This window comes from Bifidobacterium sp. LH_416, assembly GCF_056357055.1.
On sequence record NZ_JBKEVJ010000001.1, the window covers coordinates 663,868 to 689,398 of the forward strand.

The window sequence follows — 25,531 nt, forward strand, 5'->3', positions numbered from 1 at the left end:
TCGGCATCGCCCTGCACCGCCATTCGCAGGAGTGAAGACCCACACATCGGGAGTGCTCTATCATCTCTCATGCGTTATACCCAGCGCCACGGCGAACAACTAGTGGCCGCACTATGCGCCAGCGCTATGCTGTGCGCGTTATCCGCATGCTCCATGCCTCGTCTGGCTGGGCGCGCCGAAGCCGAACAACAGCTCAGTCCCTGCGAAAAAGCTCTGACCACGGCACGTGCCGGCAATACGCCGCCTCAAGGTACGCCGCAATTGCAGTATTACGTCACCGAGCTTGCCGCGCCATTGGCTTGGATTGATGTTGCCGGCCACTGCACGGATCGCTTTGCCGAAGGCACCTTGCACAATGCCCAATCCAAGATGGTAGTTGCTCTATTGGCGGATAAGTATGGCCAGTCTGCTCCTGAGGTGACTCCTGCTCGCCTTGATGGTGTCACCACTGCTTCCATCAGTGCATCGGCGCTGGATGCTATGGCTCTTGCTGAAGACCGTGCCGGCTTCGCTATTGAAGTTCTTGCCGCGCGCGGAGCAACCGCTGGAGCAACCTTGCCGTTGAGCGATATGCACAAAACCGCAGCCCAGCAATTGGTATCTCTAGTTGACACCATGCACTCCTCGGCGCATACCGATCCTCGTCAAAAGGTGTATGCCATCGAAAATCTGCTCGCCAATCCGGTCACCATTGCGGACAAAGCCAGTGAGCAGAACGTACCTACCACGGCGGCTATCGAAATGGATTGCGCCCGCGCCGAGATAGAGGCCGTGACCAGCACCAAAGCGAAGCCTGATACCGATACCACGATGATTCTGGCTGCATTGGTGGCCAAGCATGCCTATACGGCCATGCAGCTCGGCTATCCCAGCAGCGATGCCGCATTGTTTGAGTAACGAAACTCATAAACACAAAAAAGGGCCCCGGAAACCGGGACCCTTAAAGGCGGATGAAGCGAGATTCGAACTCGCGGAGGCTTTCACCTCACACGCTTTCGAGGCGTGCTCCTTAGACCGCTCGGACATTCATCCATGCTGCCCATAAAGGCAACTTGTTTATTATGCCATACTTTGCCGACGAGGCAAGTCGGGTTTGTCGCTCATCACGAAATCTGCTCATGCACCGAAGCATTGACCCATTGGGATTGCTCAACGTTATATCCAGAGAAGATACCGATATCGAGCATGCAATCACGGTAATCGCGACCATGAGCGATGGTGATGTAGTTATCGTCAACCATGCGGTTATGAGTCGGATCCAAGCCAATCCAACGACCGCCCTGATAGACCTCCACCCACGCGTGTGTGGCGCCTTCTCCCCCAAGCAGACCGGCGATGTATCGGGCGGTGAGCCCAACATGGCGGCATACGGACAGCATCACATGGGCATAATCCTGGCAGACGCCCTTGCGCTGAGCGAGCGCCTGTTCGGCGGTGGTACGAATCGTTGTGGAACCTGGCGTATACACGAAGGCCTTATAGACTTCGTCCATCACTTCAACGGCGCGCTGCACTGGAGTTGCATCCTCCGGGAGCTTGGCCAGACGCTTGCCGCACACATCAATCATCGCTTCCACGCACGGGCCGGGAATGGTCAGGGCGGAATTGAAGCGATACAGCGGCTTGTAGATTTCCTTCTTGATGTGCGCGTTGTCCACAAACGCAATACCAGTTACCGAGTAGCTGAACACATCATGCGGCTCAGGAATAAAACCTGTCATGACCACGGAATCAAAGGAATCAATCGTGGTATCAAGTTCAACGTCAGGCTGGAGTTTAACCTCCACATCAATCACCTGCTGGCGAGGGCCGGTAGCCGGAATGCAACGCAGCTGGAATCGATGATCGGTAACAGGAGAGCTGAACGAGAGCTTCATCTCATAGTCGAATACGAGTTTTTTCACAACTTCTCCTGCGATATCAGCAATATAGGTGATGCAATTCCAGTGGATGCGGCTCGCAAAGCTCCATTATTATGAGTAGCCCAGCCTGCCGCATCTCACCATAGCATTGCAACGCGTCAGAAGCGCTTGGCATCCATATTCATGGCGCTCAACGAGCCCATGTCCTTGATTGCCAAAGCGCTGACACGACCTGAATAGTCATCGAGATACTTCTTGAGCAGCGTAGCTACCTGATCGTAGCCGCGAGCCGGCAGCTGGCCCACCAGCCAGCTCAAGCCATCTGCGAAGCAGCTCGGCAATGGCATGCCGTCCAGCACCATCGAATAAGACGCGAGCTTCCGCAGCGGAGCATCCATTTCTTCCATCGACAGGCCGAAGCGCGTATACAGGTCGATACGCTCCAAGTACTTGCCAATGAATACGAACGCTTTCAGTGTGGGATCGACCGGCGAGTTTTCAATGCCTCCCCAGAAGGCGAGCATGTCGTCGGCGATGTCGCGCTGATTGTAAATATCATCCGCATCGGCGGCCTTCTTGGCTGCATCGGTGATGTTGGTCATGGCCAGCTCCACATACTGCAGCAGGCGAGAGCTCAGTTCCGGACGCAGGATCACCGCGTTATTGAATGCTGCGGTGACCGCGGAACGCACGGAATCGGGATTGGAGCCGTCGTAAAGGAAGCTCTTGACGAACTCGTCGAAGTCTTCAAAGTCTTCCGGCAAATCAAGCGCATGAGCAAACGGGCGGAAGGCATCCACATCAGTATCCATCACACGGTCATAGAACGGGAAGAACTGGTTCAGTGTAGTGAAGGCGCGTTCGGTGTAACGGCCTAGCCAGTACAGGTTGTCCGCCTTGGAAGCGGTCACCAAGGAGAGCGAATGGTGGCGGGACTGGCTCAACAGGTTCGCGATCTGTACCTCGGCACCGAGCTCATGTTCCACACCGGTTTCAGGAGCCAACACCCAAGTATCCTTGAAACCGCCGCCTTGAGAGGAGTTCACGATCATCTGGCCGGGTACCGACGAGTAGCGAGTCAGACCGGAATACCATACGTGAGTGCTCTTGCCGGTCACCACAAAAGCACGCAAATCGCATTTGCGCGGCGACATTTCGCCAGTTTGCGGGTCAACCACATCAATATCACGGAACTGGATGACCTCTTGTGCAATGAATCGGCGCGGATCTTCCTTGATGCGATCGGCCAGTTCCTCGCGTGCGGCGGCATCCAGAGAAGAGCCAAACACCACACCATAACCACCGGCCTCAGCCACATCCTTAATGACCAGCTCACCCATGCGATCGAGCACTTCCTTACGGTCAGCCTCGAACATTGGCATATATGTGGGCGCATTGTGCAGAATAGGCTCCTCACCGAGGTAGTACTTAATCATCTGCGGCACGAAGTAATAGATGGCCTTATCATCTGCAGCACCATTACCGGGCGCATTGACAATGGCCACATTGCCCGCGCGGTAGGCAGACAGGATTCCCGGCACACCGATCACAGAATCCGGGTTGAAAGCGAACGGATCCAAATACTCATCGGACAGACGGCGATACACCACGCCTACGCGGTGACGCTTGCCGGCGTAGTCAAGGAAGAACACCTTGTTGTTCACAACCTCAAGATCTTCGGGGAAGGCAAGGGCGGCACCGGTTTTCTCCGCCAAATAGGCGTGCTCAAAGAACGCAGAATTGTAGCGCCCTGGAGTCAACACCACAGCGATGCCTTCAGTGGAGACGAAATCCATAGCTTTGCGCAGCAGTCGAGGGTATTCACGATTGTCTCGAATACGCACATCGCGGAACAGTCGTGGAGAGATGCGGCGCTCGATATCGCGCACGAACAACGGGTAGCTGGCACCGGAAGGAATGCGCAGGTTATCTTCAAGCACCCACCAGCGCCCGTCCTCGCCCTGTACCAGATCCTCACCGGCGATATGCGCAAAAATCCCACCGGGAGGAGTGACGCCGTTCACCTGTGGGAAGTAACCAGCCGATGTGTACACATATTCTTCCGGCACTACGCCATCGTGGATGATTGATTTATCCGAATAGATGTCTTTCAGATAGGCGTTCAACGCATTGACGCGCTGCTTCAAGCCCTTCTCCAGCTCATCGAATTCATCGGATTCGATGATGCGCGGAACCGGATCATAAGGAAACAGTCGGTCGTGATACTCGTTGTTCTTATAAATGCCGAAACGCACACCGTTTCGAGACAACTCACGGTTGATCGCTTCGCGGCGGTTCACCAATTCATGGGCCAGCTTGTGTGCGGCTGATTCAATCATCGTGCCATGCTCCTTGCTGTTGCGGCTTTGGCGCGCGCTCACGCCTACCCACCGCGACTGGGTTTGATGGTTATAACCTAGGGCCGCACCGTTTCATCAAATGTGCTGGTTTGTTACGGGCAGGTCACTCGCGGCGCTGCTCTCGTTAAGATGGTGGGCTATGACACGACTGCGAATTGACCTTGCATATGATGGCGGCGGATTCTTCGGCTGGGCTCGCCAGCCCGAACTTCGTACCGTTCAGGGCACGATTGAAGACGCGTTGCATAAAGTACTGCGAGTGCCTGTAAATGATACCGATGAACCGTTGCGTCTCACGGTGGCCGGTCGCACGGATACCGGCGTGCATGCCTCGCATCAGGTGGCGCATTTGGACGTCAGCGATGATGTGTTGGCCCGCTGCATGGGTCATATGAATGTGTCGGTCTGCGAGGCTTTGGCACGACGTTTGAAGGCTGTACTGCCTGCTGACATTGTGATCCATCAGGTATCCGCGGCACCAGATGGTTTTGATGCACGATTCTCTGCTTTGGAACGCACATATGTGTATCGTGTGGCCGATCGCTCAAGTGAGGTTGATCCACGGTTGCGAGGCTGTGTACTGCGCGTGGATGAATCGCTGGATATCGATGTGATGAATCAAGCTGCAGCAATGACGATAGGGCTGCATGATTTTGGCTCGTTTGCAACGCCGAATCCTGGAGGTACGACGATACGCGAAGTGAAAACCGCATATTGGCGGCGGGTGCCGGCTACTCCACTGGTACCGGATGGTTTGGCGATGGGTGAAACGTATCGGACACCTTCGTTGGAGTCCGGTTTACTGGTATTTACGATTGTGGCTGATGCCTTTGCGCGCAATATGGTGCGCTCTTTGGTCGGTTCATGCGTCAAGGTTGGCTCCGGCCGTAAATCTTTGGATTGGTTCGCCGGAAAAATGGCTGACCCAGTGCGCGAGGGATCAAGTGGTCCGATTGCGCCGCAGGGATTGACGTTAGAGCACATTGCCTATCCTGCTGATGACCAGTTGGCCACGCGAGCCGAAGCCATCCGCGCCGTGCGCACACTGCCGTAGGCTCACCATGCAGCAAAAGCTCCACGGTGTGGTAAACCATTTATTCGCGGAACAGCATAAACCGCAGAATAAAGCCGTTTTGCAATACCACACCGTGGGAAAATTGCCACACCGTGGGAAAATTGCAGAGCTTTATGTGCGCATACGCAAAAGAGGGTTGGAATCACTTGGATTCCAACCCTCTTTGCTTAGCTAAGCGCTAATTCAGCGAGATGCTCACTCGGCGTTCTCGGCCGGAGCCTCAGCAGCAGCGGTCTCCTCAGCCGGAGCCTCGGTAGCAGCAGCTTCAGCAGCCGGAGCTTCGTCAGCAACCTTGGTAGCAGCTTCAGCTTCCTTCACGACAGCCTTCTTAGCCACCGGCTCGGTCACGAGCTCGATGATGGCAGCCGGGGAGGAATCGCCAACGCGCGGAGCGATCTTGACGATACGGGTGTAGCCACCTTCACGCTGTTCCATCTGCTCGGCAATCTGGGTGAACAGAACGTGCACCACGGACTTGTTGCGGATGACGCGCATCACACGACGGCGGGAGTGCAGATCACCACGCTTGGCGAAGGTGATCAGACGCTCAGCCAGCGGACGAAGACGCTTGGCCTTCGGCAGGGTGGTGGTGATGCGGCCGTTCTGGAACAGGCTGGTCGCCATGTTTGCCAGCATGAGGCGCTCGTGCGCAGGGCTGGAAGCCAGACGCGGGCCCTTCTTAGGTGTAGGCATTGGGTTTACTCCTTATTATCCGCCTGGCATGCAGGTGGGCACATGCCCGAACATCCGCATGCCATTACGGACGGTTTGTCAAAAGAGGCAGATCACTCGTCTTCCGGCGAGAAGAAAGTGCCACCTTCGAGATTATTGGTGTCGAAGGCCATCGGCGAGGACTTGAGGCTCAGGCCCAAAGCCTGCAGCTTCTCCTTGACCTCATCGATCGACTTCATACCGAAATTGCGGATGTCGAGCAGGTCCTGCTCGGTGTGGGAGACAAGCTCACCGATGGTGTGGATACCCTCGCGCTTGAGGCAGTTGTAAGAACGCTGCGTCAAGTTGAGGTCCTCAATCGGAACAGCCATCTCAGGGTTGGTCTCCTCGGCCACCGGGGCCGGACCAACTTCAACGCCTTCGGCCTGAGTGTTGAGCTCACGGCACAGGCCGAAGAGCTCCACCAGGGTCGAACCAGCGGAAGCCACCGCATCACGCGGGGAGATGGCGGGCTTGGTCTCCACGTCCAGAATGAGCTTGTCGAAGTCCGTGCGCTGTTCCACACGGGTGGCCTCAACCTTGTAGCTCACCTTGAGCACCGGGGAGTAGATGGAATCAACCGGAATGCGGCCAATTTCACCATTGTCCTGCTTGTTCATCTGAGCCGGCACATAGCCACGGCCACGCTCGACGGTGAACTCAATCTCGAGCTCGCCATCTTCAGCGAGGGTAGCGATGTGCTGATCCGGATTGGCAATGGTGACGCCGGCCGGCGGGGTGATATCCCCGGCGGTAGCTTCGCCCTTGCCGCTCTTGCGCAGGTACATGACCACAGGCTCGTCGTATTCGCTGGTGAGCACAATGCCCTTGATGTTGAGCAGAATCTCGGTGACGTCTTCCTGGACGCCCGGCAGAGTGGTGAACTCATGCAGAGCACCGGAGATACGCACAGAGGTCACAGCCGCACCAGGGATGGAGCTCAACAGCGTGCGACGCAGCGAGTTGCCGAGCGTATAGCCGAAGCCAGGCTCGAGCGGCTCGATGGTGAAGCGGGAGCGCTGCGGATTCAGGGATTCCTCGGTCAGAGTCGGACGCTGTGCAATAAGCACTGTGGTTATCCTTTCAGCTTGAACTCGGTGGTGCACTCACCGGTTAAGCGGTTTTGGATTGATTTGGTATTGCTGAGTGCTCAGACGCGACGACGCTTCGGAGGACGAACGCCGTTGTGGGCTTGCGGGGTGACGTCGGTGATGGAACCGACTTCGAGGCCCGCGGACTGCAGGGAGCGGATAGCGGTTTCACGACCGGAACCCGGGCCCTTGACGAACACGTCGACCTTCTTGACACCGTGTTCCATTGCCTTGCGAGCAGCGGACTCGGCAGCCATACCAGCAGCGTACGGCGTGGACTTACGGGAGCCCTTGAAACCGACATCGCCACCGGAGGCCCAGGACACCACAGCGCCGGACGGATCGGTGATGGAAATGATCGTGTTGTTGAAAGTGGACTTGATGTGAGCCTGGCCGACCGGGACCGACTTGCGATCGCGACGACGAGGCTTACGAGCGGCTTGCTTTGGAGCTGCCATTGACCCTCGTTTCCTAGTAACGAACTTTGTTGATTGTGCCCGGGCGATGGGATGACATTCATCCCGTGGCTCGGATCATGCCACTCTTACTTGGTGGCCTTCTTCTTTCCGGCGACCGTGCGCTTCGGGCCCTTGCGGGTGCGAGCGTTGGTCTTGGTGCGCTGACCGCGCACAGGAAGTCCCTTACGGTGACGCTGGCCTTGGTAGCAGTTGATCTGAATCTTGCGACGAATGTCCGCATCGATTTCACGACGCAGATCACCCTCAATCTTGTAGTTGGCCTCGAGGTAGTCACGCAGCGTAATCAGCTGCTCGTCGGTAAGATCCTTGACGCGGATGTCCGGGTTGATACCGGTCGCGGCAAGCGTTTCCTTGGCACGAGTGCGACCCACACCGAAAATGTAGGTGAGGGCGATCTCGATGCGCTTCTCATTGGGGATGTCGACTCCGGCAAGACGTGCCATTGCGATTCCTTCTTGTTGCCGTAGGTCTTGCACCCGCTCGCCCGGTAATCCGGCACGGGCCTACGTACCCGTGGTTCAGTGTCGTTCCCTTTCGGGAAGCACTGTGAGTGAGTGCCTTATTTACTTGTGCCGCTGGAGAATCTGCTCTCAGCCCTGACGCTGCTTGTGGCGAGGGTTGGTGCAGATCACCATGACGCGGCCGTGACGACGAATCACGCGGCAGTTTTCGCAGATTCGCTTCACACTAGGGCTGACCTTCATGGTTATCCTTTACTTGTACCTTTACTTATAGCGGTACGTAATGCGTCCGCGGTTCAGGTCGTAGGGGCTCATTTCAAGCACCACGCGATCCTGAGGCAGAATGCGGATGTAGTTCTTACGCATCTTGCCGGAGATAGTGGCGAGCACGATGTGCTTGTTTTCGAGCTCAACGCGGAACATCGCGTTCGGCAATGCCTCCACTACCTGACCTTCGACTTCAATCACACCGTCTTTTGCCATGTGCCTCTGGTTTCCTATCGTTGGACGAATTACTACGGGTGCATACGAAGACACACCAAATGTCAAATATATACAAGGGCGTATACAGAGGTACCCCTGCGCAACACTCGGCGTGTCGCACAGGGGTACGGAAAAGATTCTATGGTAATCGTATCGATTACTTCAAATCGGAAATGATGCGCTGGCTGATTTCGCTGATTTCACCTACGCCGTTCTCGAGAACCAGCAGGCCGCGGGACTTGTAGATGTCCAGCAGAGGGGCGGTTTCCTTCTCGTAAGTTTCCAGACGCTTAGCAATGGCCTCCGGCGTATCGTCGGCACGGCCCTGCTCGGCGGCACGCTTCTTCATGCGCTCCAGCAGCACTTCGCGGTCGGCTTCGAGAGCCACGACATGGTCAAGCGGAGTGCCCAGCTCTTCGAGCATCTGGTCGAGGGCTTCGACCTGGGCAGCGTTACGCGGGTAGCCATCAAGAATCCAGCCGTTGGCGCAATCTTCCTTGGCGAGACGATCCTTGACGATCTTATTGGTCAGGGAGTCCGGAACCAGCTCACCCTTGTCGGTGTAGCTCATGGCTTCAAGACCCAGTTCGGTCTTGTTCTTGATGTTGTAACGGAAGATATCGCCAGTGGAGATAGTCGGGATATTGAAGTGCTCGGCGAGCAGAGCAGCCTGAGTGCCCTTGCCAACGCCCTGAGGTCCCATGATGAGCAGACGCATGGTGGTCTCCTTTGTGTTTCGTTATCGGTTATGAGTTACGTAAAACGGCACGACGGTCTTTTTGACCTATCGTGCCGTCATCGTTACAGACTATTTGCCTTCGACGTGATCCACGTTCTCAAGCAGGAAGCCGGTGTACTGGAACTGCTCGGTCTGGGCCTTGGCCTGGCGCAGAGTATCGAGGCCGACGCCGGCAATAATCAGGATTGTAGTACCGCCGAACGGCAGCTGGGCGTTGAGGCCAAGAGCCATAATCAACACGGTAGGAATCAGTGCCACGAACAGCAGGTAGACGGCACCGACGGTGTTGAGACGGTTCATTACGTAGGTCAGGTAGCGGCTAGTGGCGTTGCCAGCGCGAATGCCGGGGATAAAGCCACCGTACTGCTTCATGTTGTCTGCGGTCTCGTCCGGGTTGAAGGTAATCGAGGTGTAGAAGAAGCAGAAGAACACAATCATCAGTGCGTACAGTGCGATGTACCACACGGAAGTGGTGTTTGCCAGGTTGGAGTTGATCCACTTGACCCAAGACTGGTCAGACTTGCCGAACTGAGCGATCAGCGTCGGGATGGCCAGAATGGAGGATGCGAAGATCGGCGGGATCACGCCAGACATGTTAATCTTCAGCGGCAGGTAGGTGGAGGAGCCACCGTACATCTTGCGACCAATCATGCGGCGGGTGTACTGAACCGGCACGCGGCGCTGGCACAGTTCCACGAAGTCGACGAAGATCAGGATAACGACGAGCACGGAAACCACGATGGCGAACTTACCCCAATTGCCATCGGTACCGTTGGTGCCGTAACCAATCTCCCACAGCTGAGGCAGGAAGCCGGCGCAGATGGACATGAAGATCAAGATGGACATACCCTGACCGATACCCTTATCGGTCACGAGCTCTGCCATCCACATGATGAAGCCCGTGCCACCGGTCATAACAAGTACCATCACAACAAGGTTCCACACGGAACCGTCCGGAATAACCTGATCGCACTGGTAGTTGAAGAGCGCGCCGGAGCGGGCGGTAACCAGAATGGTGGTGGACTGCAGCACAGCCAGACCGATGGTGAGGTAACGCGTGTACTGAGTGAGCTTGGCCTCGCCGGACTGTCCTTCCTTGTGCAAAGCCTCGAAGCGCGGAATAACCACGCGAAGCAGCTGCACAACGATGGATGCGGTGATGTACGGCATCACGCCCAAAGCAAAGATGGACAGCTGCAACATTGCGCCACCGGAGAAGAGATTCACCAATCCGATGAAGTTCTCTTGGGACGTGCTGCCAATCTTAGACATGCAGGAGTTGACCACATTGTAATCCACGCCCGGAGTTGGGATGAACGATCCAATACGGTAAATGATGATGATGAACAGGACGAAGAGAATCTTCTTCCTGAGTTCCTTGGTCTTCAGGGCCTGGATTAGTGTCCTCACCTGGGTTTCCTCCCCTATAACGTGCGACAAAGCACGCGAAATACACAAACTATCGAACGAGCATAGTCTAACGTACCTACTTAAAACACCGATGTCTCGAGATTTGTTATCAGACTATACAAATAAACCCCCGCTCACCAATCGGCGATCGGGGGTTTATTACTGAGCTATTTCAGCTCCCCGTAGGACTCTCAGTCCTCGGAGATGGAGCCGCCAGCAGCTTCAATCTTGGACTTTGCGGAAGCCGAAGCCTTCACACCCTTGAGGTTGAAAGCAACGGTGGTCTCGCCTTCGCCCAGAATCTTGACCGGGGCGTTGCCGCGAACGGCACCCTTAGCCGCCAGGTCAGCTGCGGTCACGTCGCCGCCCTCGGGGAAGATCTCCACGAGCTTGGCGATGTTGATGACCTGAGCCTCAACCTTGAACGGGTTCTTGAAGCCACGGAGCTTCGGCAGGCGCATGTACAGCGGCAGCTGGCCACCTTCGAAGCCAGGACGCACATGATTGCGCTTGGTCTGGCCCTTGGCGCCACGACCGGCGGTCTTGCCCTTGGAGCCTTCACCGCGGCCCACGCGGGTGCGGTCCTTGTTGGCGCCCGGAGCAGGCTTCAGGTCGTGCATCTGCAGGATTTCGTTATCTGCCATAATCAGTCAACCTCCTCAACGGTGACCAGGTGACGCACGGCGTTCACCAGACCACGGTTAGCCGGGGTGTCCGGACGGACAACGGTCTTGCCGATCTTGTTCAGACCGAGGGTCTTGGCGGTAGCACGCTGAGCCGGGGTACGGTTCACGAGGCCGTGGTGCAGGGTAATCTTCAGGTTCTTAGCCATGATAATCACTCACCGTCCTTCTCTTCGGCAGCCTTGGCAGCAGCCTCTTCACGAGCCTTGCGAGCCTCGGCAATGCCTTCGGCGCGGGCACGCAGCAGTGCATCAGGAGCGACTTCGTTGAGGGAGAGGCCACGACGAGCGGCGATCTCCTCCGGCTCCTCAAGCTGCTTGAGGGCGTCCACAGTAGCGCGAACAACGTTCACAGCGGTGGCGGAGCCCATAGACTTGGACAGCACGTCGGTGATGCCGGCGCATTCCATGACGGCGCGCACGGAGCCACCGGCGATTACGCCGGTACCCGGGGCAGCCGGACGCAGCAGAACGGTGCCTGCAGCATCGTGGCCCTGAACCGGGTGGGTGATGGTGCCGCGAACGCGAGGCACAGAGAACATGTGCTTCTTGGCGTCCAGCTGGCCCTTAGCGATGGCGGCCGGGACTTCACGGGACTTGCCGTAGCCGACGCCCACGGTGCCGTTACCATCGCCAACCACCACGAGGGCGGCAAAGCTGAAGGTACGACCACCCTTGTGGGTCTTGGACACACGGTTGATGGTCACCACGCGATCGAGCAGTTCGTCGCCGCGGTTTTCCTCACGACGGTTACGACGCTCGCCACGACGGCCTTCACCGCGCTGGCCACGACGACCCTTGCGGTCCTCGTTGTTGGATTCGGTCGCCACAGTGTTCTGAGTTTCTTCAGCCACTTGGGTTTCCTTTGCTTCGTTGTCGCTCACAGTGCAAGACCTCCCTCGCGGGCGCCTTCAGCCACAGCTGCGACGCGACCGGTGTACTTGTTGCCACCGCGGTCGAAGACGACCTCGGTGATGCCGGCAGCCTTGGCCTTGTCAGCGATCAGCTCGCCGACCTTCTTGGCAGCCTCAACCTTGGTGCCCTGGAAGCCGGCGAAGTCGGCCTGCAGGGTGGAGGCGGACACCAGGGTAATGCCCTTGGTATCGTCGACCACCTGGGCAACCATGTGGCGGTTGGAGCGGGTGACCACCAGGCGCGGACGCTCGGCGGTACCGGAGATGCGCTTGCGGATACGTGCGTGACGGCGCTTGAGGGCGACCTTCTTGCCCTTTCCGAGAATTGCAACGCTCATATCACTTACCAGCCTTTCCAGCCTTGCGCAGGATGCGCTCATCGGCGTACTTGACGCCCTTGCCCTTGTAGGGTTCCGGAGCGCGCAGCTTGCGGATGTTGGCGGCAACCTGGCCCACGGCCTGCTTGTCGGTGCCCTCGACGACCACGTGAGTGGGGTCGGTGACCTTCAGCGTGATGCCTTCAGGCGGGTTGACGGTGATGGTGTGGGAGTAGCCGAGGAAGAACTCGATGCCCTGGCCCTTGGCGACGGCGCGGTAACCGGTGCCGACGATCTCGAGGGTCTTGGAGTAGCCATCGTGCACACCCTTGACCATGCTGGCCATGATGGAACGAGCCAGACCGTGCTTTGCACGGGTCGGACGCAGGTCATCAGCCGGGGTAACGATGATCTCGTTGCCTTCAACAGCAGCGGAGACGCCTTCCGGAATCACGTAGGAATCAGAACCCTTGGCGCCCTTGGCCGAGAAGTTCTGACCTTCAATCTTGACTTCAACGCCAGCAGGAATGGCGATGGGGAGCTTACCAATATGCGATGCCATGTTTCAGCTCTCCTTTCTCACCACACGAAGGCGACAATCTCGCCGCCAATGCCTCGGTCGAGGCATTCCTTCTGAGTCAACAGTCCCGAGGAAGTCGAGATGATGGCGATGCCCAGGCCACCGAGCGGCATCGGCAGGGAGTCAGACTTCGCGTAACGGCGAAGGCCCGGCTTGGAGATGCGCTTGATGCCCTGAATGGAACGCTCACCGTTCGGACCGTACTTGAGGGTGACCTCAAGAGTCTGGCCGACCTTGGCTTCCTTGGCGGTGAAGTCCTTGATGTAGCCTTCACGCTTCAGGATCTCGGCGATGTTCGCCTTGAACTTCGAGTACGGCATATCCACGGTTTCGTGCTTGGCCGCGCTCGCGTTACGCAGACGCGTCAGCATGTCTGCGATCGGATCTGTCATTGTCATTTTGGGCTTCATGCCCTTTCTCGCCGTGGTTTCCGCCGCTGTTCCGCCCTCACGGGCGGAACGGGCCGCGGACCTTCAGCGTCGATGTTTACCAACTGGACTTCGTAACTCCGGGCAGCTCGCCGCGGTGAGCCTTCTCACGAAGGCAGATGCGGCACAGGCCGAACTTGCGGTAGACGGAGTGGGGACGACCGCAGACCTGGCAGCGCGTGTAAGCGCGGACCTTGAACTTCGGCTTGCCGGCCGCCTTGTTCTTAAGAGCGGTTTTTGCCATATCAGTTCTCCTTGAAGGGGAAGCCGAGGTGCTTAAGCAGTGCGTAGGCTTCCTTGTCGTCCTTGGTGGAGGTCACAACAGTGATGTCCATACCGCGCACATGATCGATCGAATCAGGATCGATCTCGTGGAACATGGACTGCTCGGTGAGACCAAAGTTGTAGTTGCCCTGGCCATCGAACTGGTGGCCGTTGATGCCGCGGAAGTCGCGGATACGAGGCAGCGCCAGAGTCAGCAGACGATCCAGGAACTCCCACATACGATCGCCACGCAGGGTGACGTATGCGCCAATGGCCTGGCCTTCGCGCAGGTGGAACTGAGCGACAGACTTCTTAGCCTTGGTGATCTTCGGCTTCTGACCGGTGATCAGGGTGAGGTCCTTGACAGCGCCTTCGATGAGCTTGGAGTCGCGAGCTGCGGCACCGACACCCATAGAGACGACGACCTTCTGGACACGAGCGACCTGCATCGGGTTGGAGTACTTGAACTCCTTCTCGAGCTCAGGAATGATCTGCTCGTTGTACTTGACCTTCAAGCGCGGGGTGGCCGGCGCTTCGACAGTGGTATCGGTCATGCCAGCTCCTTTCCGGACTTCTTGGCAACGCGCACACGCACGGTCTTGACCTTGCCGTCACGCGCTTCTTCCTTGATGGTGACACCCACGCGGGTAGGCTGCTTGGTCTCCGGGTCGATGACCATCACGTTGGAGCGATGGATCGGAGCCTCGGTGGCCACGATGCCAGCCTGCTGGCCCTGCTGGGTAGCACGCACATGCTTCTTGACGATCTGAACGCCTTCAACGATCAGTCGGTCGTTGGAGAGCACCTGCTTGACGGTGCCTTCCTTACCACGGTCCTTGCCGCGGATGACCTTGACCAGATCGCCGCTCTTAATCTTGGCTACCATGTCAGATCACCTCCGGGGCGAGGGACACGATCTTCATGAACTTGTGCTCACGCAGTTCACGACCAACCGGTCCGAAGATACGAGTGCCCTTCGGTTCACGGCCGGAGCCGAGAATAACGGCAGCGTTCTCGTCGAACTTGATGTAGGAACCGTCCGCACGACGGGATTCCTTGACAGTACGGACGACGACAGCCTTCACCACATCGCCCTTCTTGACCGACCCGCCAGGAATGGCGTCCTTGACGGAGGCGACGATCACGTCGCCGATGCCGGCATAGCGTCGCTTCGATCCGCCGAGCACTCGGATGGCGAGGAGTTCCTTCGCACCCGTGTTGTCGGCGACATGAAGCCGCGTTTCCTGCTGAATCATTGATTCTCCTTAGCCGAGCTGGTTCTCCCCATTTACCGGGGCACTTTGGTTTCCCGTAGTGCCCCGGTAAATGGCGAGCCTTGCCGAACTTTACTTACTTAGCGCGCTCGATAATGCTTTCGAGACGCCAGCGCTTGGTCTTGCTCAGAGGCCGAGTCTCCATAATACTCACGAGGTCGCCAATGTGGGCGTCGTTGTGTTCATCATGGGCCTTGACCTTGCTGGTGGAACGAACGACCTTGCCGTACAGCGGGTGGGTCGAACGCTGCTCGAGCTCGACGGTAATCGTCTTGTCCATCTTGTCGGACACGACGTAGCCGCGGCGAACCTTACGGAAGTTACGCTCTTCAGCCATAATCACTTCTCCTTGGATTCGGTAGCGGCCGGCTCCTGGCTGATGCCAAGCTCACGCTCACGAAGCACAGTGTACATGCGAGCAATGTCACGCTTGACAGCCTTGAGACGGGCGGTGTTGTCGAGCTGACCGGTCGCGTGCTGGAAGCGCAGGTTGAACAGCTCTTCCTTGGACTTCTTGAGGAAGTCTTCGATCTCCGCGTTGGTCTTCTCGTTCAGATTCTTGATGGAGTATTCAGCGGTACCGTTAGCCATCAGATGTCACCACCTTCACGTGCGATAATGCGGCACTTCATCGGGAGCTTGTCGATGGCGCGACGCAGAGCTTCCTTGGCGACGTCATCAGACACGCCACCGATTTCGAACATCACGCGACCAGGGCGAATGTTCGCAATCCAGAACTCCGGGGCACCCTTACCGGAACCCATTCGGGCGCCGAGAGCGTGCTTGGTCAGCGGACGGTCCGGGAAGATCGTGATCCACACGCGGCCACCACGCTTGATGTAGCGGGTCATGGCGATACGTGCAGCTTCGATCTGGCGGTTGGTCACGTAAGCCGGGGCAAGAGCCTGGATACCGAAATCACCGAAGTTGATCTCGTTGCCGCCCTTGGACATGCCAGAACGCACGGGGCGGTGCTGCTTGCGGTACTTAGTCCTCTTGGGGATAAGCATTCTTGCTCACTCCTTCGTTTCTGCTGCAGGAGCGGCCTCGGCTGCAGGAGCCTCAGCCTTGGCTGCGGACTGCTGCTGGGCGGCAGAACGGTTGCCACGGCGCGGACGGCGATCGCCGCGACGGCTCGGGCGGTTGTTCTGCTGAGCCTGCTGCTCTTCGAACTCGGATTCGGTCATGTCGCCCTTGTAGATCCACACCTTGACGCCGATGCGGCCGTAGGTGGTACGAGCCTCAAAGAAGCCGTAATCGATGAGGGCGCGGAGGGTCTGCAGCGGAACGCGGCCCTCGCGGTAGAACTCGGAACGGCTCATTTCCGCACCGCCGAGGCGGCCGGAGAGCTTGATGCGGATACCCTTGGCACCAGCGTGCATGGCGTCCTGCTGAGCCTTGCGCATTGCACGGCGGAAGGTGACGCGGTTGGTCAGCTGCTCTGCGATGCCCTGAGCGACGAGCTGGGCATCCAGCGCGGCGTTCTTGACTTCGAAGATGTTGAGCTGAACCTGCTTGCCAGTCATCTTCTCGAGCTTGGCGCGAACCTTCTCAGCTTCGGCGCCGCGGCGGCCAATCACAATGCCCGGACGGGCGGTGTGAATGTCCACGCGAACGCGGTCACGAGTACGCTCGATCACGATCTTGCTCACGCCAGCGCGCTCGAGGTCCTTGTTCATCTCCTTGCGGATCTGATCATCTTCCAGGACGAAGTCGCGGTAGCGTTCGCCGGCCTTGTTGGAGTCGGAGAACCACTTGGAGCGGTGGTTCTCAGTGATGCCCAGACGGTAGCCAAACGGATTGATCTTCTGACCCATCTTTAGCGGGCTCCTTCCTTGTTAGCCACGACGACCGTGATGTGGGAGGTGCGCTTGTTGATGCGAGCTGCACGGCCCTGAGCACGAGCGCGGAAGCGCTTGAGGGTCACGCCTTCATCAACGTAGGTCTCCTTGATGTACAGGTCGTTCTCGCGGAACGGCTCGCCGGCCTTGTCGGCCTTCACGCGAGCGTTGGCGATGGCGCTCTCCAGGGTCTTGCGAACCGGCAGGGCTGCAGACTGGGGGGCGAACTTCAAAATGGTGACGGCTTCGGTCGCCTTCTTGCCGCGGATGAGGTCGACCATGCGGCGAGCCTTGCGCGGCGTCACGCGGACGTGACGAGCGATTGCTTTAGCTTCCATGTTCTATTCCTTATCCTTTAGCGGCGGGCCTTCTTGTCGTCCTTCACGTGACCCTTGAAGGTCTTCGTGGGGGCGAACTCACCCAGCTTGTGACCAACCATGGCTTCGGTGACGAACACCGGCACATGCTTGCGACCATCATGAACGGCGAAGGTGTGTCCGATGAAATCAGGGGTGATCATCGAACGACGAGACCAAGTCTTAATGACGTTCTTGGTGCCCTTCTCGTTCTGCTCGTCGACTTTCTTCTGCAAGTGGGCGTCGACGAAGGGGCCCTTCTTGATGCTACGAGTCATCTTCTCGATACTCCCTTACTTGCGGTTCTTGCCAGACGGACGACGACGAACAATCATCTTGTTCGAAGCCTTCTTCGGACGACGAGTACGAACCTCGCCCTTGCCCCACGGGGAAACCGGCGGCTTGCCACCGCGGGTACGACCGCCGTGCGGGTGGTCAACCGGGTTCATGGACTCACCACGGGTAATCGGACGGTGGCCGATCCAACGAGCGCGGCCAGCCTTGCCGAGCTGAATGTTGGCGTGATCCTCATTGCCGACTTCGCCGACGGTTGCACGGCAGCGAGCATCGACGTTGCGGATTTCGCCGGACGGCATACGCAGCTGAGCGTAAGCGCCATCCTTAGCGACGAGCTGCACGGAAGCACCAGCGGAGCGGGCGATCTTAGCGCCACCCAGCGGCTTCAGCTCGATGTTGTGGACCACGGTACCGGTCGGGATGTTGGCCAGCGGCAGGTTGTTGCCCGGCTTGATATCAGCCTGGGCACCGGTCTCGATGACGTCGCCCTGCTTGATGCCCTTCGGTGCAATGATGTAGCGCTTCTCGCCATCTGCGAAGTGCAGGAGGGCGATACGAGCGGAACGGTTCGGATCGTATTCGATCTCGGCAACCTTTGCGGGCACGCCGTCCTTGTCCCAACGCTTGAAGTCGATGAGACGGTACTGGCGCTTGTGACCGCCGCCGCGATGGCGGGAAGTGATACGGCCGTAAGAGTTACGACCGCCGGTCTTGGACTTCTTGCGAACCAGCGACTTCTCAGGCGTGGAGCGCGTCAAATCGGAGAAATCCGAAACGGACGCGTTGCGGCGGCCTGCAGTCGTCGGCTTGTAAACGCGGATAGCCATAATGTAGTTCTTCCTTTAACTTTTCTCGGCTAGCCTTCAGTTGCCAAAGATGTCGATCGTCTGGCCCTCGGCAACGGTCACGATGGCGCGCTTCTGGGAAGCACGCTGGCCGAAACCAGTGCGGGTGCGCTGCTTCTTGCCAGCGCGGTTGAGGGTGTTGACGTTCGTCACCTTGACCTTGAAGATCTCTTCAATTGCCTGCTTGATCTGAACCTTGTTCGCATCCTTGGCCACCACGAAGGTGTACTGGCCACGATCGGAAGCGGCGTAGCTCTTCTCGGAGACGACGGGCTTCAGGATCACGTCGTATGCGGGCTTGTGAATAGCGACCATCTAAATCAGGCCTCCTTCGGCTCGGTCTTAGCAGCCACGAAAGCTTCGAAAGCTTCCTTGGTGAAGACCACGTACTGAGCGGTAACCACGTCGTACGTGTTGAGCTGATCGACGAAAATCGGGTGAACGGTCGGGATGTTACGCACGGACATCCACTCGTTGATGTTGTCGCGAGTGAACACAACCGTGGCGAACTTGTCCGAAGTGACCGGGGTCAGAGCGGCGAGAGCTGCCTTGGTGGACGGGGTATCGGTGATGCCGAAGTCCACAACGGCAACGCGGCCGGCGTTGGCGCGGTCGGAAAGCACGTAGCGCAGAGCTGCGGCCTTCATCTTCTTCGGGGTGCGCTGAGAGTAGTCGCGCGGCTGCGGACCGAACACGGTGCCGCCGTGGTACCACTGCGGGGCGCGGATGGAGCCCTGGCGAGCACGACCGGTGCCCTTCTGCTTCCACGGCTTCTTGCCGCCGCCGGAAACCATGCCACGAGTCTTGGTGGCGTGGGTGCCCTGGCGAGCAGCAGCGAGCTGAGCGATAACGACCTGGTGAATCAGCGGGACGTGAGCCTGCACGTCCTCAGCGGAAACGCCGAAGATCTCAGCAGGAGCTTCAACGGTACCAGCGGCCTGGCCCTTGGCGTCAGTGACGTTCAGAGTAACGTTTGCCATGGTTTATCAGGCTCCCTTCACTGCCGAACGGACGAGAACGATGCCGCCCTTCGGGCCCGGAATGGCGCCCTTGATGGCGAGAATGCCGTTCTCCACATCGGCGGAGACAACAGTCAGGTTCTGGGTGGTGGCGGTCACATGACCCATGCGGCCAGCCATACGCTTGCCCTTGAGAATGCGGCTCGGGGTAGCGCATGCGCCCACAGAGCCAGGACGGCGCTCGTTCTTGTGAGAGCCGTGAGAACGACGGTAGGACTTGAAGCCCCAACGCTTGATGGTGCCGGCGAAGCCCTTACCCTTGGTGGTGCCGGTAACATCGACTTCTGCACCCTCAGCGAACACTTCGGCGGTCAGCTCCTGGCCGGCCTCGAACTGATCGACATCGTCGGTACGCACCTCAACGAGGTGACGACGAGGGGTGACACCAGCCTTGGCGAAGTGGCCGGCGAGCGGCTTGGTTACCTTGGTCGGGTCGATGGCGCCGTAGCCGAGCTGGACAGCCTTGTAGCCGTCGGTTTCCTCGGTCTTAACGGCGGTCACCACGTTGGTGGACACGTCGACGAGAGTAACGGGCACGAAGAAGCCGTTCTCGTCCCACACCTGGGACATGCCGAGCTTCTTGCCCAGCAGAGCCTTGCGATTAGACATAATGCTTCCTCCTCCCTTTACAGCTTGATCTCGATGTTGACGTCTGCAGGCAGATCGATGTGCATCAGAGAATCCACGGCCTTAGGGGTCGGGTCTACGATGTCAATGAGGCGCTTGTGAGTGCGCATCTCGAAGTGCTCGCGAGAATCCTTGTACTTGTGAGGAGAACGAATAACAACAAAAACGTTCTTCTCAGTCGGCAGCGGAACGGGGCCAACCACAGTTGCGCCCGCGTTCGTCACCGTTTCGACGATTTTCTTCGCCGATTGGTCGATGACCTCATGGTCATAGGACTTAAGCCTGATGCGGATTTTCTGTCCCGCCATTGCCGTCCGCCCTTTCTAGCGATATTCGTTGTACTGTTTACCAACCTGCTTCTTCAGGGCACCGGCGCGCATGGCCTCCCTTGGACATACGTCCTCTGGCGGTCATCCGACATCAGTGCGCGGCTTCTGGTTTTCACCCTGAGGTGTTTTCTCCAGCCCGCGCTCGCTTTTTTTAATTCCAATTTGCGAGCCCAAATCAGGCAACTTGTTTATTGAACCATTGAGGCCGGACTAAATCCCAGCTCCATCCTTTCGGCGTGTTGCCTCATCAATCTGTAGGTGATTCGTGCACGCGAAAATACAGCACAGGTACTTTATTGAAGAGTGATACAAGTCACGACGAATTCCTAAGCCAAGCATTGTGAGCAGCCGCTTGCCGCATTAGGGTGAGCATCGTGACACAATCACTAGCCAAGAACATTCATCCGATTACCGAACATGGTGCCAATGTGCTGTATCAGCACGGCACGCTTGCTCTGCTCGTTCCAGGTCTGCTTGAAGGCACCACCACTATCGGCGAGCTGCTTAAGCACGGCGATACCGGAATCGGTACCGGCGAGGGATTGGATGGTGAGCTTATTATTCTCGATGGCATTGCCTATAAAGTCGGTCAGTCTGGTGTTGCCGAACGGATTCCCGATGATTTCACTATGCCATTCGCCAACAGCCATCGCGCTGCTTTCCAATATCAGTGCGAACGCAGCGATATCGGCCTTGAAGAGTTGAATAAGAAAATCGTCGAAGCTAATGGGCGCGCGAATACATTCTTTTCGGTGATTGTGCGCGGCACATTCAGTTTTATTAAAACTCGCGCTGTGATTAAACAGCAGGCTCCCTACCCCACATTGCTGGAAGTAGCTGACCGGCAAGCAATATTTCTGCGGCATGACGTCAAAGGCACTATGCTCGGCTACTTCTCTCCTGTGATGTTCCATGGTGCGGCCGTAGCCGGATTCCATGAACACTTCCTTTCCGATGACCATACGTTCGGCGGCCACGTGCTTGATGCAGTACTCGAGCGCGGCAAAATCTATAGTCAGGTATTCGATACGCTGGTCACTCACTTGCCAGTAGATGATCCGCAGTATCGCAATCATGATTTCAGCCAAGACAATATTGCCGAGGCAATCACCAGCGCTGAAGGCGATACGCACGCCAAATAGTTCTTTCTGATATTGTTCGCGTCTGCTCGGCTCTGGGCTCTGTTGTATTCAAGGCTCAATTGATACCTTATATATATGAGTGAGCAGTCTTTCCCGCAGCAACGCCGCACGAAGCGCCGTACTAGTGCCCGCGATTGGATTCCTGATCAGCCTGGCGCATGGGTGATGGCTCTTATGCCGGCTCTGGCAGGAGCGATATGGGGCACTGTATGGTCAATTACCAAGCCTGATTCATCCGTAACGTTAGCCGGTTGGTGGCTCGTAATGTGTTGGGCATTGTGCTATTGCGTGGAATTCACGGCTGCCCGTTGGCTGAAATCCAGATTCGCGCAACGATATCTCCCACCGGTTATCGGTTACTGCGTTGCACTCGCCGTTGCAGGACTTCCATTCCTTATTATTCATTCCGATATTGTGGTTTGGGCTCCTTTATATATAGTCCTGGCAGCGCTGGCATTCGTTGCTGCATGGTTGCGACGGGAGCGCTCGCTATGGGCCAATGCTGTTGCGGTAATCGCGGCAAGTATGATGTCAACCATCACATTCCATTATGGGTCCGGTTCGCCGAGCATTCCTCAGATATCGCTGCCCGGCTTGGTACTGGTGCTCTGCTTCGCCGCTACGCAGTTCGGCTCGGTACTGTTTGTTAAAACGATGATTCGCGAACGTGGCAAACGAGCTTACGTTGCCGCATCCTGGATTTGGCATATCGCGATGCTGGTTTGGTGGATTGCCCCACCTAATCGCAGCCCATATTTAGTCATCATGGGAGCGATACTACTGCTGCGCGCCATCGTACTGCCGATGGTCGCGCTCAAACGCCAGGTGAAACCGATGGTCGTCGGTATGACCGAATGCGTGACCAGCGTAATTGCGTTCGGTTGCATTCTTGCCAACGGGCTGCTTTACATAACCGTATGAGACTTCCGCTAGTAAATGAAATGAGTAAAGCCCATCCGTATGTGGATGGGCTTTACTCATGATTGGCTAGCAATCAGCTTCGCATCAAACGAATCAGGCTCAGACGCGCTCGGAGGCTTCCTCAGTGGCGGCCTCGCCTTCGCGCTCGACGCGAATCTGGTGACCTTCGGCCTGAGAGACACCGTAGTATGCAGCGATGGCGATGTCCTTCATGTCGTTGATCAGCGGGATGCGCGGGTTAGCCGGGGTGCACTGATCCTCGTAGGCGCGCATACCAATCTGGTCGAGCACGCTCCAGAAGTAGTCCTCGTCCACGCCGCAATCCTGGAAGCTCTTGTTCATGCCAAGCTTGTTATCGCGGTAGTCCTCGACTGCCTTGGCCAGGTTCTCAACGGCTTCAGCCGGGGTCTTGCCGGTGTCGATGCCGAGGTTGCGGGCGATGTCCTGGTAGCGCTCCGGAGCGATGTACTTGTTGTACTTCGGCCAGGAGGTGGGCTCCTCAGGAATCTGGCCGTTGTAGCGGATCACGTACGGCAGCAGGATGGAGTTGGTACGGCCGTGAGCGATGTGGCACAGAGCACCGATGGTGTGAGCCATGCCGTGGCACATGCCGAGGAACGCGGAACCGAATGCCATGCCGGCCATGGTGGCGGCGTTGTGCATCTTCTCCTGGGCGTTGGTCTTGGCCAGGCCGGGCTCGCCGTTGACGGACTCAGCCAGGTTGTCCCAGATGAGCTTGGCTGCGTGCAGTGCCATGCCGTCGGTGAAATCGTTGGCGTACACGGACACGTAAGCTTCGAAGCTGTGGGTCAGGGCATCGAAGCCGGCGTCGGAAGCCAGCTTGCGCGGCTGGGTGCGAGCCAGTACCGGATCAACGATGGCCACAGACGGGGTCAGGGCGTAATCGGTAATCGGGTACTTGTAGCCGGTCTTGTGATCGGTGATCACAGCGAACGGGGTGACTTCGGAACCGGTACCGGAGGAAGTCGGGATGCACACGAGCTTGGCCTTCTTGCCCAGCGGCGGAATCTTGAAGGCGCGCTTACGGATATCGAAGAACTTCTCGCGAACGTCGGAGAAGGCGATTTCCGGGTGCTCGTAGAGCAGCCACATGATCTTGGAGGCGTCCATCGGGGAACCGCCACCGACTGCGATGATGGTATCCGGCTCGAACTCCTCGCGCATCATCTCAGCGCCCTTTTCGACGGTCTCAACGGATGGCTCCGGCTCGACGTAGTCGATGATACGGAAGGTCACGCGGTTGGAACGTGCGCGCAGCTGGTCGATGATCTTATCAACAATGCCGAGCTGCTCCATGACCTTATCGCACACGATGACGGCCTTCTCGATGCCGTACATGTCGCGCAGGTACTTGATGGCGTTCGGCTCGAAGTAGGTCTTCGGCGGGATCTTGAACCACTGCATGTTGTTGTTCCTCCGAGCAATGCGCTTAATGTTGACGAGGTTCACGGCCTGCACGTTACCGGACACCGAGTTGCCGCCGTAGGAGCCGCAGCCGAGGGTCAGGGACGGAGCGATGGCATTGTAGATATCGCCGATGCCGCCGAGGGAGGACGGCTGGTTCCAGATGATGCGGCAAGCGTGCATACGGACGCCGTATTCGCGCACGAGCTCCTGGTTGTTGGTGTGGATGGCGGCGGTGTGGCCGGCACCCAGCTTGAGCATCTGCTCGCACATCTCGAAGGCCTGCTCCTTGTTGTCGGCCTTCAGAACGGCCTGCACCGGAGCGAGCTTCTCGTGGGTCAGCGGTTCGTTGTCGGAGACTTCCTTGCACTCGGCAGCCAAGATGGTGGCATCAGCCGGGATTTCGAAGCCTGCGGCCTTGGCGATGAACTGCGGGGACTTGCCCGGCACCACGGAGTTGAGCTTCGGGGTCTGGCCGGAACCTGCAGTGCAGCCGAACATGTACTGCTCAAGCTTGGCCTTCTCTTCAGCGTTCACGAAGTAGGCCTTGCGCAGCTTCAGTTCCTTGATGAGCGGAGCGTAGACGTCCTTGTGAGCGATGATGGCCTGCTCGGTGGCGCAGATCATGCCGTAATCGAAGTGCTTGGAGAGCACCAGATCGTTAGCGGCGCGCACAATGTCCACGTCGGAATCGACGTAGGCGGGGGCATTGCCAGCGCCGACGCCGAGGGCCGGCTTGCCGGAGGAGTAAGCGGCCTTCACCATGCCCGGACCACCGGTGGCAAGGATGGTGGCCACGCCCGGGTGCTTCATCAGGGCGCCAGTGGCTTCGATGGACGGGTGCTCAATCCACTGAATACAGTTTTCAGGAGCGCCGGCTGCGATGGCGGCATCGCGCACAATCTTGGCGGCTTCAACGGAGCACTTCTGTGCGCCAGGGTGGAAGCCGAAGACGATCGGGCAGCGAGTCTTCAGGGCGATCAGGGACTTGAAGATGGCGGTAGAGGTCGGGTTGGTGACCGGGGTGACGCCGGCGACCACGCCAACCGGCTCGGCCACTTCGTCGATACCCATAACATCGTCTTCGCGGATGATGCCTACGGTCTTCTGGCCGGCGAGGTAGTTGGTCACGTGCTCGCAAGCGAAGATGTTCTTGGTGGCCTTATCTTCCACGAGACCACGACCGGTCTCGTCCACGGCCATCTTGGCCAGAACCAGGTGCTTGTTCAGAGCGGCAATGGAAGCCTTGGCAACGATACGGTCAACCTGCTTCTGATCCAGCTCCTCGAAGGCGACCAGAGCCTTCTGTGCTTTCTCAACCAGTGCATTGACCTCAGCCTCAGCTGCTGCCTGCTTCTCTTCCGGGGTCGGCTTAGTGGCTTCGACCTTCTTTGCTTCTGCCAATTCGGGTCCTCCTCGATCTAACTTGGGGTGTTTGGCAAAGTATTCTGTTGTGTCACAGTCGCTGTGACCTGAGTCACAATATACCGAAGCCTTTTCTGGTCTGCACTCGCACAAAATCAACGGCGTTTCATGTTTGTTTTTGATTGATATTTGTTTGATTCTGTTATCTTTGACGTAAAAATACCCGAAAAAGGC

General features: G+C 57.7%; 36 protein-coding genes and 1 tRNA gene. 4 read left to right on the plus strand and 33 right to left on the minus strand.

From position 1 onward, the window contains the following. Window positions 1–153 precede the first annotated feature (153 nt). Window positions 154–897: a hypothetical protein gene (locus tag AC1AY0_RS02830; protein ID WP_476525950.1), complete on the plus strand. Its 744-nt coding sequence runs from the start codon at window positions 154–156 to the stop codon at window positions 895–897. Window positions 898–947: 50 nt separating this feature from the next. Here the strand turns inward: AC1AY0_RS02830 and AC1AY0_RS02835 are convergent. The 3 genes from AC1AY0_RS02835 to AC1AY0_RS02845 all read right to left on the minus strand — a co-directional run bounded on the left by AC1AY0_RS02835 (window position 948) and on the right by AC1AY0_RS02845 (window position 4,201). After that, window positions 948–1,032, minus strand: a tRNA-Ser gene (locus tag AC1AY0_RS02835). A gap of 71 nt (window positions 1,033–1,103) precedes the next feature. Then, window positions 1,104–1,904 (minus strand): transglutaminase family protein, encoded by an 801-nt coding sequence (locus tag AC1AY0_RS02840; RefSeq protein WP_033890494.1) that lies wholly within the window; start codon window positions 1,902–1,904, stop codon window positions 1,104–1,106. A 116-nt stretch (window positions 1,905–2,020) separates the two neighbouring features. Next, window positions 2,021–4,201, minus strand: a complete 2,181-nt coding sequence (locus AC1AY0_RS02845) for a circularly permuted type 2 ATP-grasp protein (protein WP_033890495.1) — start codon at window positions 4,199–4,201, stop codon at window positions 2,021–2,023. A 160-nt stretch (window positions 4,202–4,361) separates the two neighbouring features. On the opposite strand from AC1AY0_RS02845, the gene truA reads away from it, so the two are divergent. Then, window positions 4,362–5,276, plus strand: a complete 915-nt coding sequence (gene truA, locus AC1AY0_RS02850; protein WP_033890496.1) for a tRNA pseudouridine(38-40) synthase TruA — start codon at window positions 4,362–4,364, stop codon at window positions 5,274–5,276. A gap of 216 nt (window positions 5,277–5,492) precedes the next feature. On the opposite strand, the gene rplQ is transcribed toward truA, so the two are convergent. The 29 genes from rplQ to rpsJ all read right to left on the minus strand — a co-directional run bounded on the left by rplQ (window position 5,493) and on the right by rpsJ (window position 20,423). After that, complete coding sequence (rplQ, locus tag AC1AY0_RS02855) at window positions 5,493–5,990, minus strand: 50S ribosomal protein L17 (RefSeq protein WP_033890498.1); 498 nt, start codon at window positions 5,988–5,990, stop codon at window positions 5,493–5,495. Window positions 5,991–6,082: 92 nt separating this feature from the next. Continuing rightward, window positions 6,083–7,078, minus strand: a complete 996-nt coding sequence (locus tag AC1AY0_RS02860) for a DNA-directed RNA polymerase subunit alpha (RefSeq protein WP_033890500.1) — start codon at window positions 7,076–7,078, stop codon at window positions 6,083–6,085. Window positions 7,079–7,158: 80 nt separating this feature from the next. Beyond that, entirely contained in the window at window positions 7,159–7,557 is a 399-nt protein-coding gene (rpsK, locus tag AC1AY0_RS02865) for a 30S ribosomal protein S11 (RefSeq protein WP_003829907.1), read from the minus strand. An 86-nt stretch (window positions 7,558–7,643) separates the two neighbouring features. Beyond that, complete coding sequence (rpsM, locus tag AC1AY0_RS02870) at window positions 7,644–8,021, minus strand: 30S ribosomal protein S13 (RefSeq protein ID WP_014484255.1); 378 nt, start codon at window positions 8,019–8,021, stop codon at window positions 7,644–7,646. Window positions 8,022–8,168: 147 nt separating this feature from the next. Further along, entirely contained in the window at window positions 8,169–8,282 is a 114-nt protein-coding gene (gene rpmJ / locus AC1AY0_RS02875) for a 50S ribosomal protein L36 (RefSeq protein ID WP_003814578.1), read from the minus strand. A gap of 21 nt (window positions 8,283–8,303) precedes the next feature. Next, entirely contained in the window at window positions 8,304–8,522 is a 219-nt protein-coding gene (gene infA / locus AC1AY0_RS02880) for a translation initiation factor IF-1 (protein WP_003808114.1), read from the minus strand. 157 nt (window positions 8,523–8,679) lie between these two features. Next, window positions 8,680–9,240: an adenylate kinase gene (locus AC1AY0_RS02885; RefSeq protein ID WP_033890502.1), complete on the minus strand. Its 561-nt coding sequence runs from the start codon at window positions 9,238–9,240 to the stop codon at window positions 8,680–8,682. A 90-nt stretch (window positions 9,241–9,330) separates the two neighbouring features. Beyond that, window positions 9,331–10,671 (minus strand): preprotein translocase subunit SecY, encoded by a 1,341-nt coding sequence (gene secY / locus AC1AY0_RS02890; RefSeq protein ID WP_476503818.1) that lies wholly within the window; start codon window positions 10,669–10,671, stop codon window positions 9,331–9,333. 191 nt (window positions 10,672–10,862) lie between these two features. Continuing rightward, window positions 10,863–11,315, minus strand: a complete 453-nt coding sequence (gene rplO, locus AC1AY0_RS02895) for a 50S ribosomal protein L15 (RefSeq protein ID WP_034534735.1) — start codon at window positions 11,313–11,315, stop codon at window positions 10,863–10,865. Window positions 11,316–11,317: 2 nt separating this feature from the next. Continuing rightward, window positions 11,318–11,503: a 50S ribosomal protein L30 gene (gene rpmD / locus AC1AY0_RS02900; protein WP_033890761.1), complete on the minus strand. Its 186-nt coding sequence runs from the start codon at window positions 11,501–11,503 to the stop codon at window positions 11,318–11,320. Window positions 11,504–11,508: 5 nt separating this feature from the next. Beyond that, on the minus strand, window positions 11,509–12,237 hold the full coding sequence (rpsE, locus tag AC1AY0_RS02905; protein WP_034534734.1) for a 30S ribosomal protein S5: 729 nt from the start codon (window positions 12,235–12,237) through the stop codon (window positions 11,509–11,511). Continuing rightward, complete coding sequence (gene rplR / locus AC1AY0_RS02910; RefSeq protein WP_033890505.1) at window positions 12,234–12,605, minus strand: 50S ribosomal protein L18; 372 nt, start codon at window positions 12,603–12,605, stop codon at window positions 12,234–12,236. The genes rpsE and rplR overlap by 4 nt, the downstream gene beginning before the upstream one ends. Window position 12,606: 1 nt before the next feature. Further along, window positions 12,607–13,146, minus strand: a complete 540-nt coding sequence (rplF, locus tag AC1AY0_RS02915; RefSeq protein ID WP_033890506.1) for a 50S ribosomal protein L6 — start codon at window positions 13,144–13,146, stop codon at window positions 12,607–12,609. Window positions 13,147–13,163: 17 nt separating this feature from the next. Further along, a complete protein-coding gene (gene rpsH, locus AC1AY0_RS02920; protein ID WP_003829896.1) occupies window positions 13,164–13,562 on the minus strand; it encodes a 30S ribosomal protein S8 in 399 nt (132 codons plus the stop codon). Window positions 13,563–13,650: 88 nt separating this feature from the next. Further along, window positions 13,651–13,836: a type Z 30S ribosomal protein S14 gene (locus AC1AY0_RS02925; RefSeq protein WP_003814530.1), complete on the minus strand. Its 186-nt coding sequence runs from the start codon at window positions 13,834–13,836 to the stop codon at window positions 13,651–13,653. Window position 13,837: 1 nt separating this feature from the next. Beyond that, a complete protein-coding gene (gene rplE, locus AC1AY0_RS02930) occupies window positions 13,838–14,410 on the minus strand; it encodes a 50S ribosomal protein L5 (RefSeq protein WP_007053039.1) in 573 nt (190 codons plus the stop codon). Next, complete coding sequence (rplX, locus tag AC1AY0_RS02935; RefSeq protein WP_033890508.1) at window positions 14,407–14,742, minus strand: 50S ribosomal protein L24; 336 nt, start codon at window positions 14,740–14,742, stop codon at window positions 14,407–14,409. Before rplX ends, rplE begins: the two co-directional genes overlap by 4 nt. 1 nt (window position 14,743) lies before the next feature. Next, window positions 14,744–15,112, minus strand: coding sequence for a 50S ribosomal protein L14 (gene rplN, locus AC1AY0_RS02940; RefSeq protein WP_003829893.1), 369 nt, complete (start codon window positions 15,110–15,112; stop codon window positions 14,744–14,746). 94 nt (window positions 15,113–15,206) lie between these two features. Then, on the minus strand, window positions 15,207–15,467 hold the full coding sequence (gene rpsQ / locus AC1AY0_RS02945; protein WP_007055338.1) for a 30S ribosomal protein S17: 261 nt from the start codon (window positions 15,465–15,467) through the stop codon (window positions 15,207–15,209). Window positions 15,468–15,469: 2 nt separating this feature from the next. Next, window positions 15,470–15,721: a 50S ribosomal protein L29 gene (gene rpmC / locus AC1AY0_RS02950; protein WP_033890510.1), complete on the minus strand. Its 252-nt coding sequence runs from the start codon at window positions 15,719–15,721 to the stop codon at window positions 15,470–15,472. Next, on the minus strand, window positions 15,721–16,140 hold the full coding sequence (rplP, locus tag AC1AY0_RS02955) for a 50S ribosomal protein L16 (protein ID WP_476525769.1): 420 nt from the start codon (window positions 16,138–16,140) through the stop codon (window positions 15,721–15,723). Before rplP ends, rpmC begins: the two co-directional genes overlap by 1 nt. A gap of 6 nt (window positions 16,141–16,146) precedes the next feature. Beyond that, the gene (gene rpsC, locus AC1AY0_RS02960) at window positions 16,147–16,947 is read right to left on the minus strand and encodes a 30S ribosomal protein S3 (RefSeq protein ID WP_476525771.1); all 801 of its coding nucleotides are present in this window, start codon (window positions 16,945–16,947) and stop codon (window positions 16,147–16,149) included. A 2-nt stretch (window positions 16,948–16,949) separates the two neighbouring features. Next, a complete protein-coding gene (gene rplV, locus AC1AY0_RS02965) occupies window positions 16,950–17,309 on the minus strand; it encodes a 50S ribosomal protein L22 (protein ID WP_100493466.1) in 360 nt (119 codons plus the stop codon). Window positions 17,310–17,326: 17 nt separating this feature from the next. Next, a complete protein-coding gene (rpsS, locus tag AC1AY0_RS02970) occupies window positions 17,327–17,605 on the minus strand; it encodes a 30S ribosomal protein S19 (RefSeq protein WP_003814508.1) in 279 nt (92 codons plus the stop codon). Window positions 17,606–17,620: 15 nt separating this feature from the next. Further along, window positions 17,621–18,451, minus strand: a complete 831-nt coding sequence (gene rplB / locus AC1AY0_RS02975) for a 50S ribosomal protein L2 (RefSeq protein ID WP_033890516.1) — start codon at window positions 18,449–18,451, stop codon at window positions 17,621–17,623. Between the two features lie 36 nt (window positions 18,452–18,487). Next, window positions 18,488–18,784, minus strand: coding sequence for a 50S ribosomal protein L23 (gene rplW / locus AC1AY0_RS02980; protein ID WP_033890518.1), 297 nt, complete (start codon window positions 18,782–18,784; stop codon window positions 18,488–18,490). A 5-nt stretch (window positions 18,785–18,789) separates the two neighbouring features. Continuing rightward, window positions 18,790–19,449: a 50S ribosomal protein L4 gene (rplD, locus tag AC1AY0_RS02985; protein ID WP_033890519.1), complete on the minus strand. Its 660-nt coding sequence runs from the start codon at window positions 19,447–19,449 to the stop codon at window positions 18,790–18,792. 6 nt (window positions 19,450–19,455) lie between these two features. Continuing rightward, window positions 19,456–20,097: a 50S ribosomal protein L3 gene (rplC, locus tag AC1AY0_RS02990; protein WP_033890520.1), complete on the minus strand. Its 642-nt coding sequence runs from the start codon at window positions 20,095–20,097 to the stop codon at window positions 19,456–19,458. Window positions 20,098–20,114: 17 nt separating this feature from the next. Beyond that, window positions 20,115–20,423 carry a 30S ribosomal protein S10 gene (gene rpsJ / locus AC1AY0_RS02995; RefSeq protein ID WP_003808013.1) on the minus strand — a complete coding sequence of 103 codons (309 nt, stop codon included), beginning with the start codon at window positions 20,421–20,423 and terminating at the stop codon, window positions 20,115–20,117. Between the two features lie 395 nt (window positions 20,424–20,818). Here rpsJ and budA point away from each other — a divergent pair, with 395 nt between their 5' ends. Next, a complete protein-coding gene (budA, locus tag AC1AY0_RS03000) occupies window positions 20,819–21,586 on the plus strand; it encodes an acetolactate decarboxylase (protein WP_476525774.1) in 768 nt (255 codons plus the stop codon). 75 nt (window positions 21,587–21,661) lie between these two features. Continuing rightward, window positions 21,662–22,507, plus strand: a complete 846-nt coding sequence (locus tag AC1AY0_RS03005) for a YwiC-like family protein (protein WP_476525775.1) — start codon at window positions 21,662–21,664, stop codon at window positions 22,505–22,507. A gap of 99 nt (window positions 22,508–22,606) precedes the next feature. Here AC1AY0_RS03005 and adhE read toward each other — a convergent pair whose 3' ends face one another. Beyond that, entirely contained in the window at window positions 22,607–25,336 is a 2,730-nt protein-coding gene (adhE, locus tag AC1AY0_RS03010; RefSeq protein ID WP_476525777.1) for a bifunctional acetaldehyde-CoA/alcohol dehydrogenase, read from the minus strand. Between the last annotated feature and the right edge of the window lie 195 nt (window positions 25,337–25,531).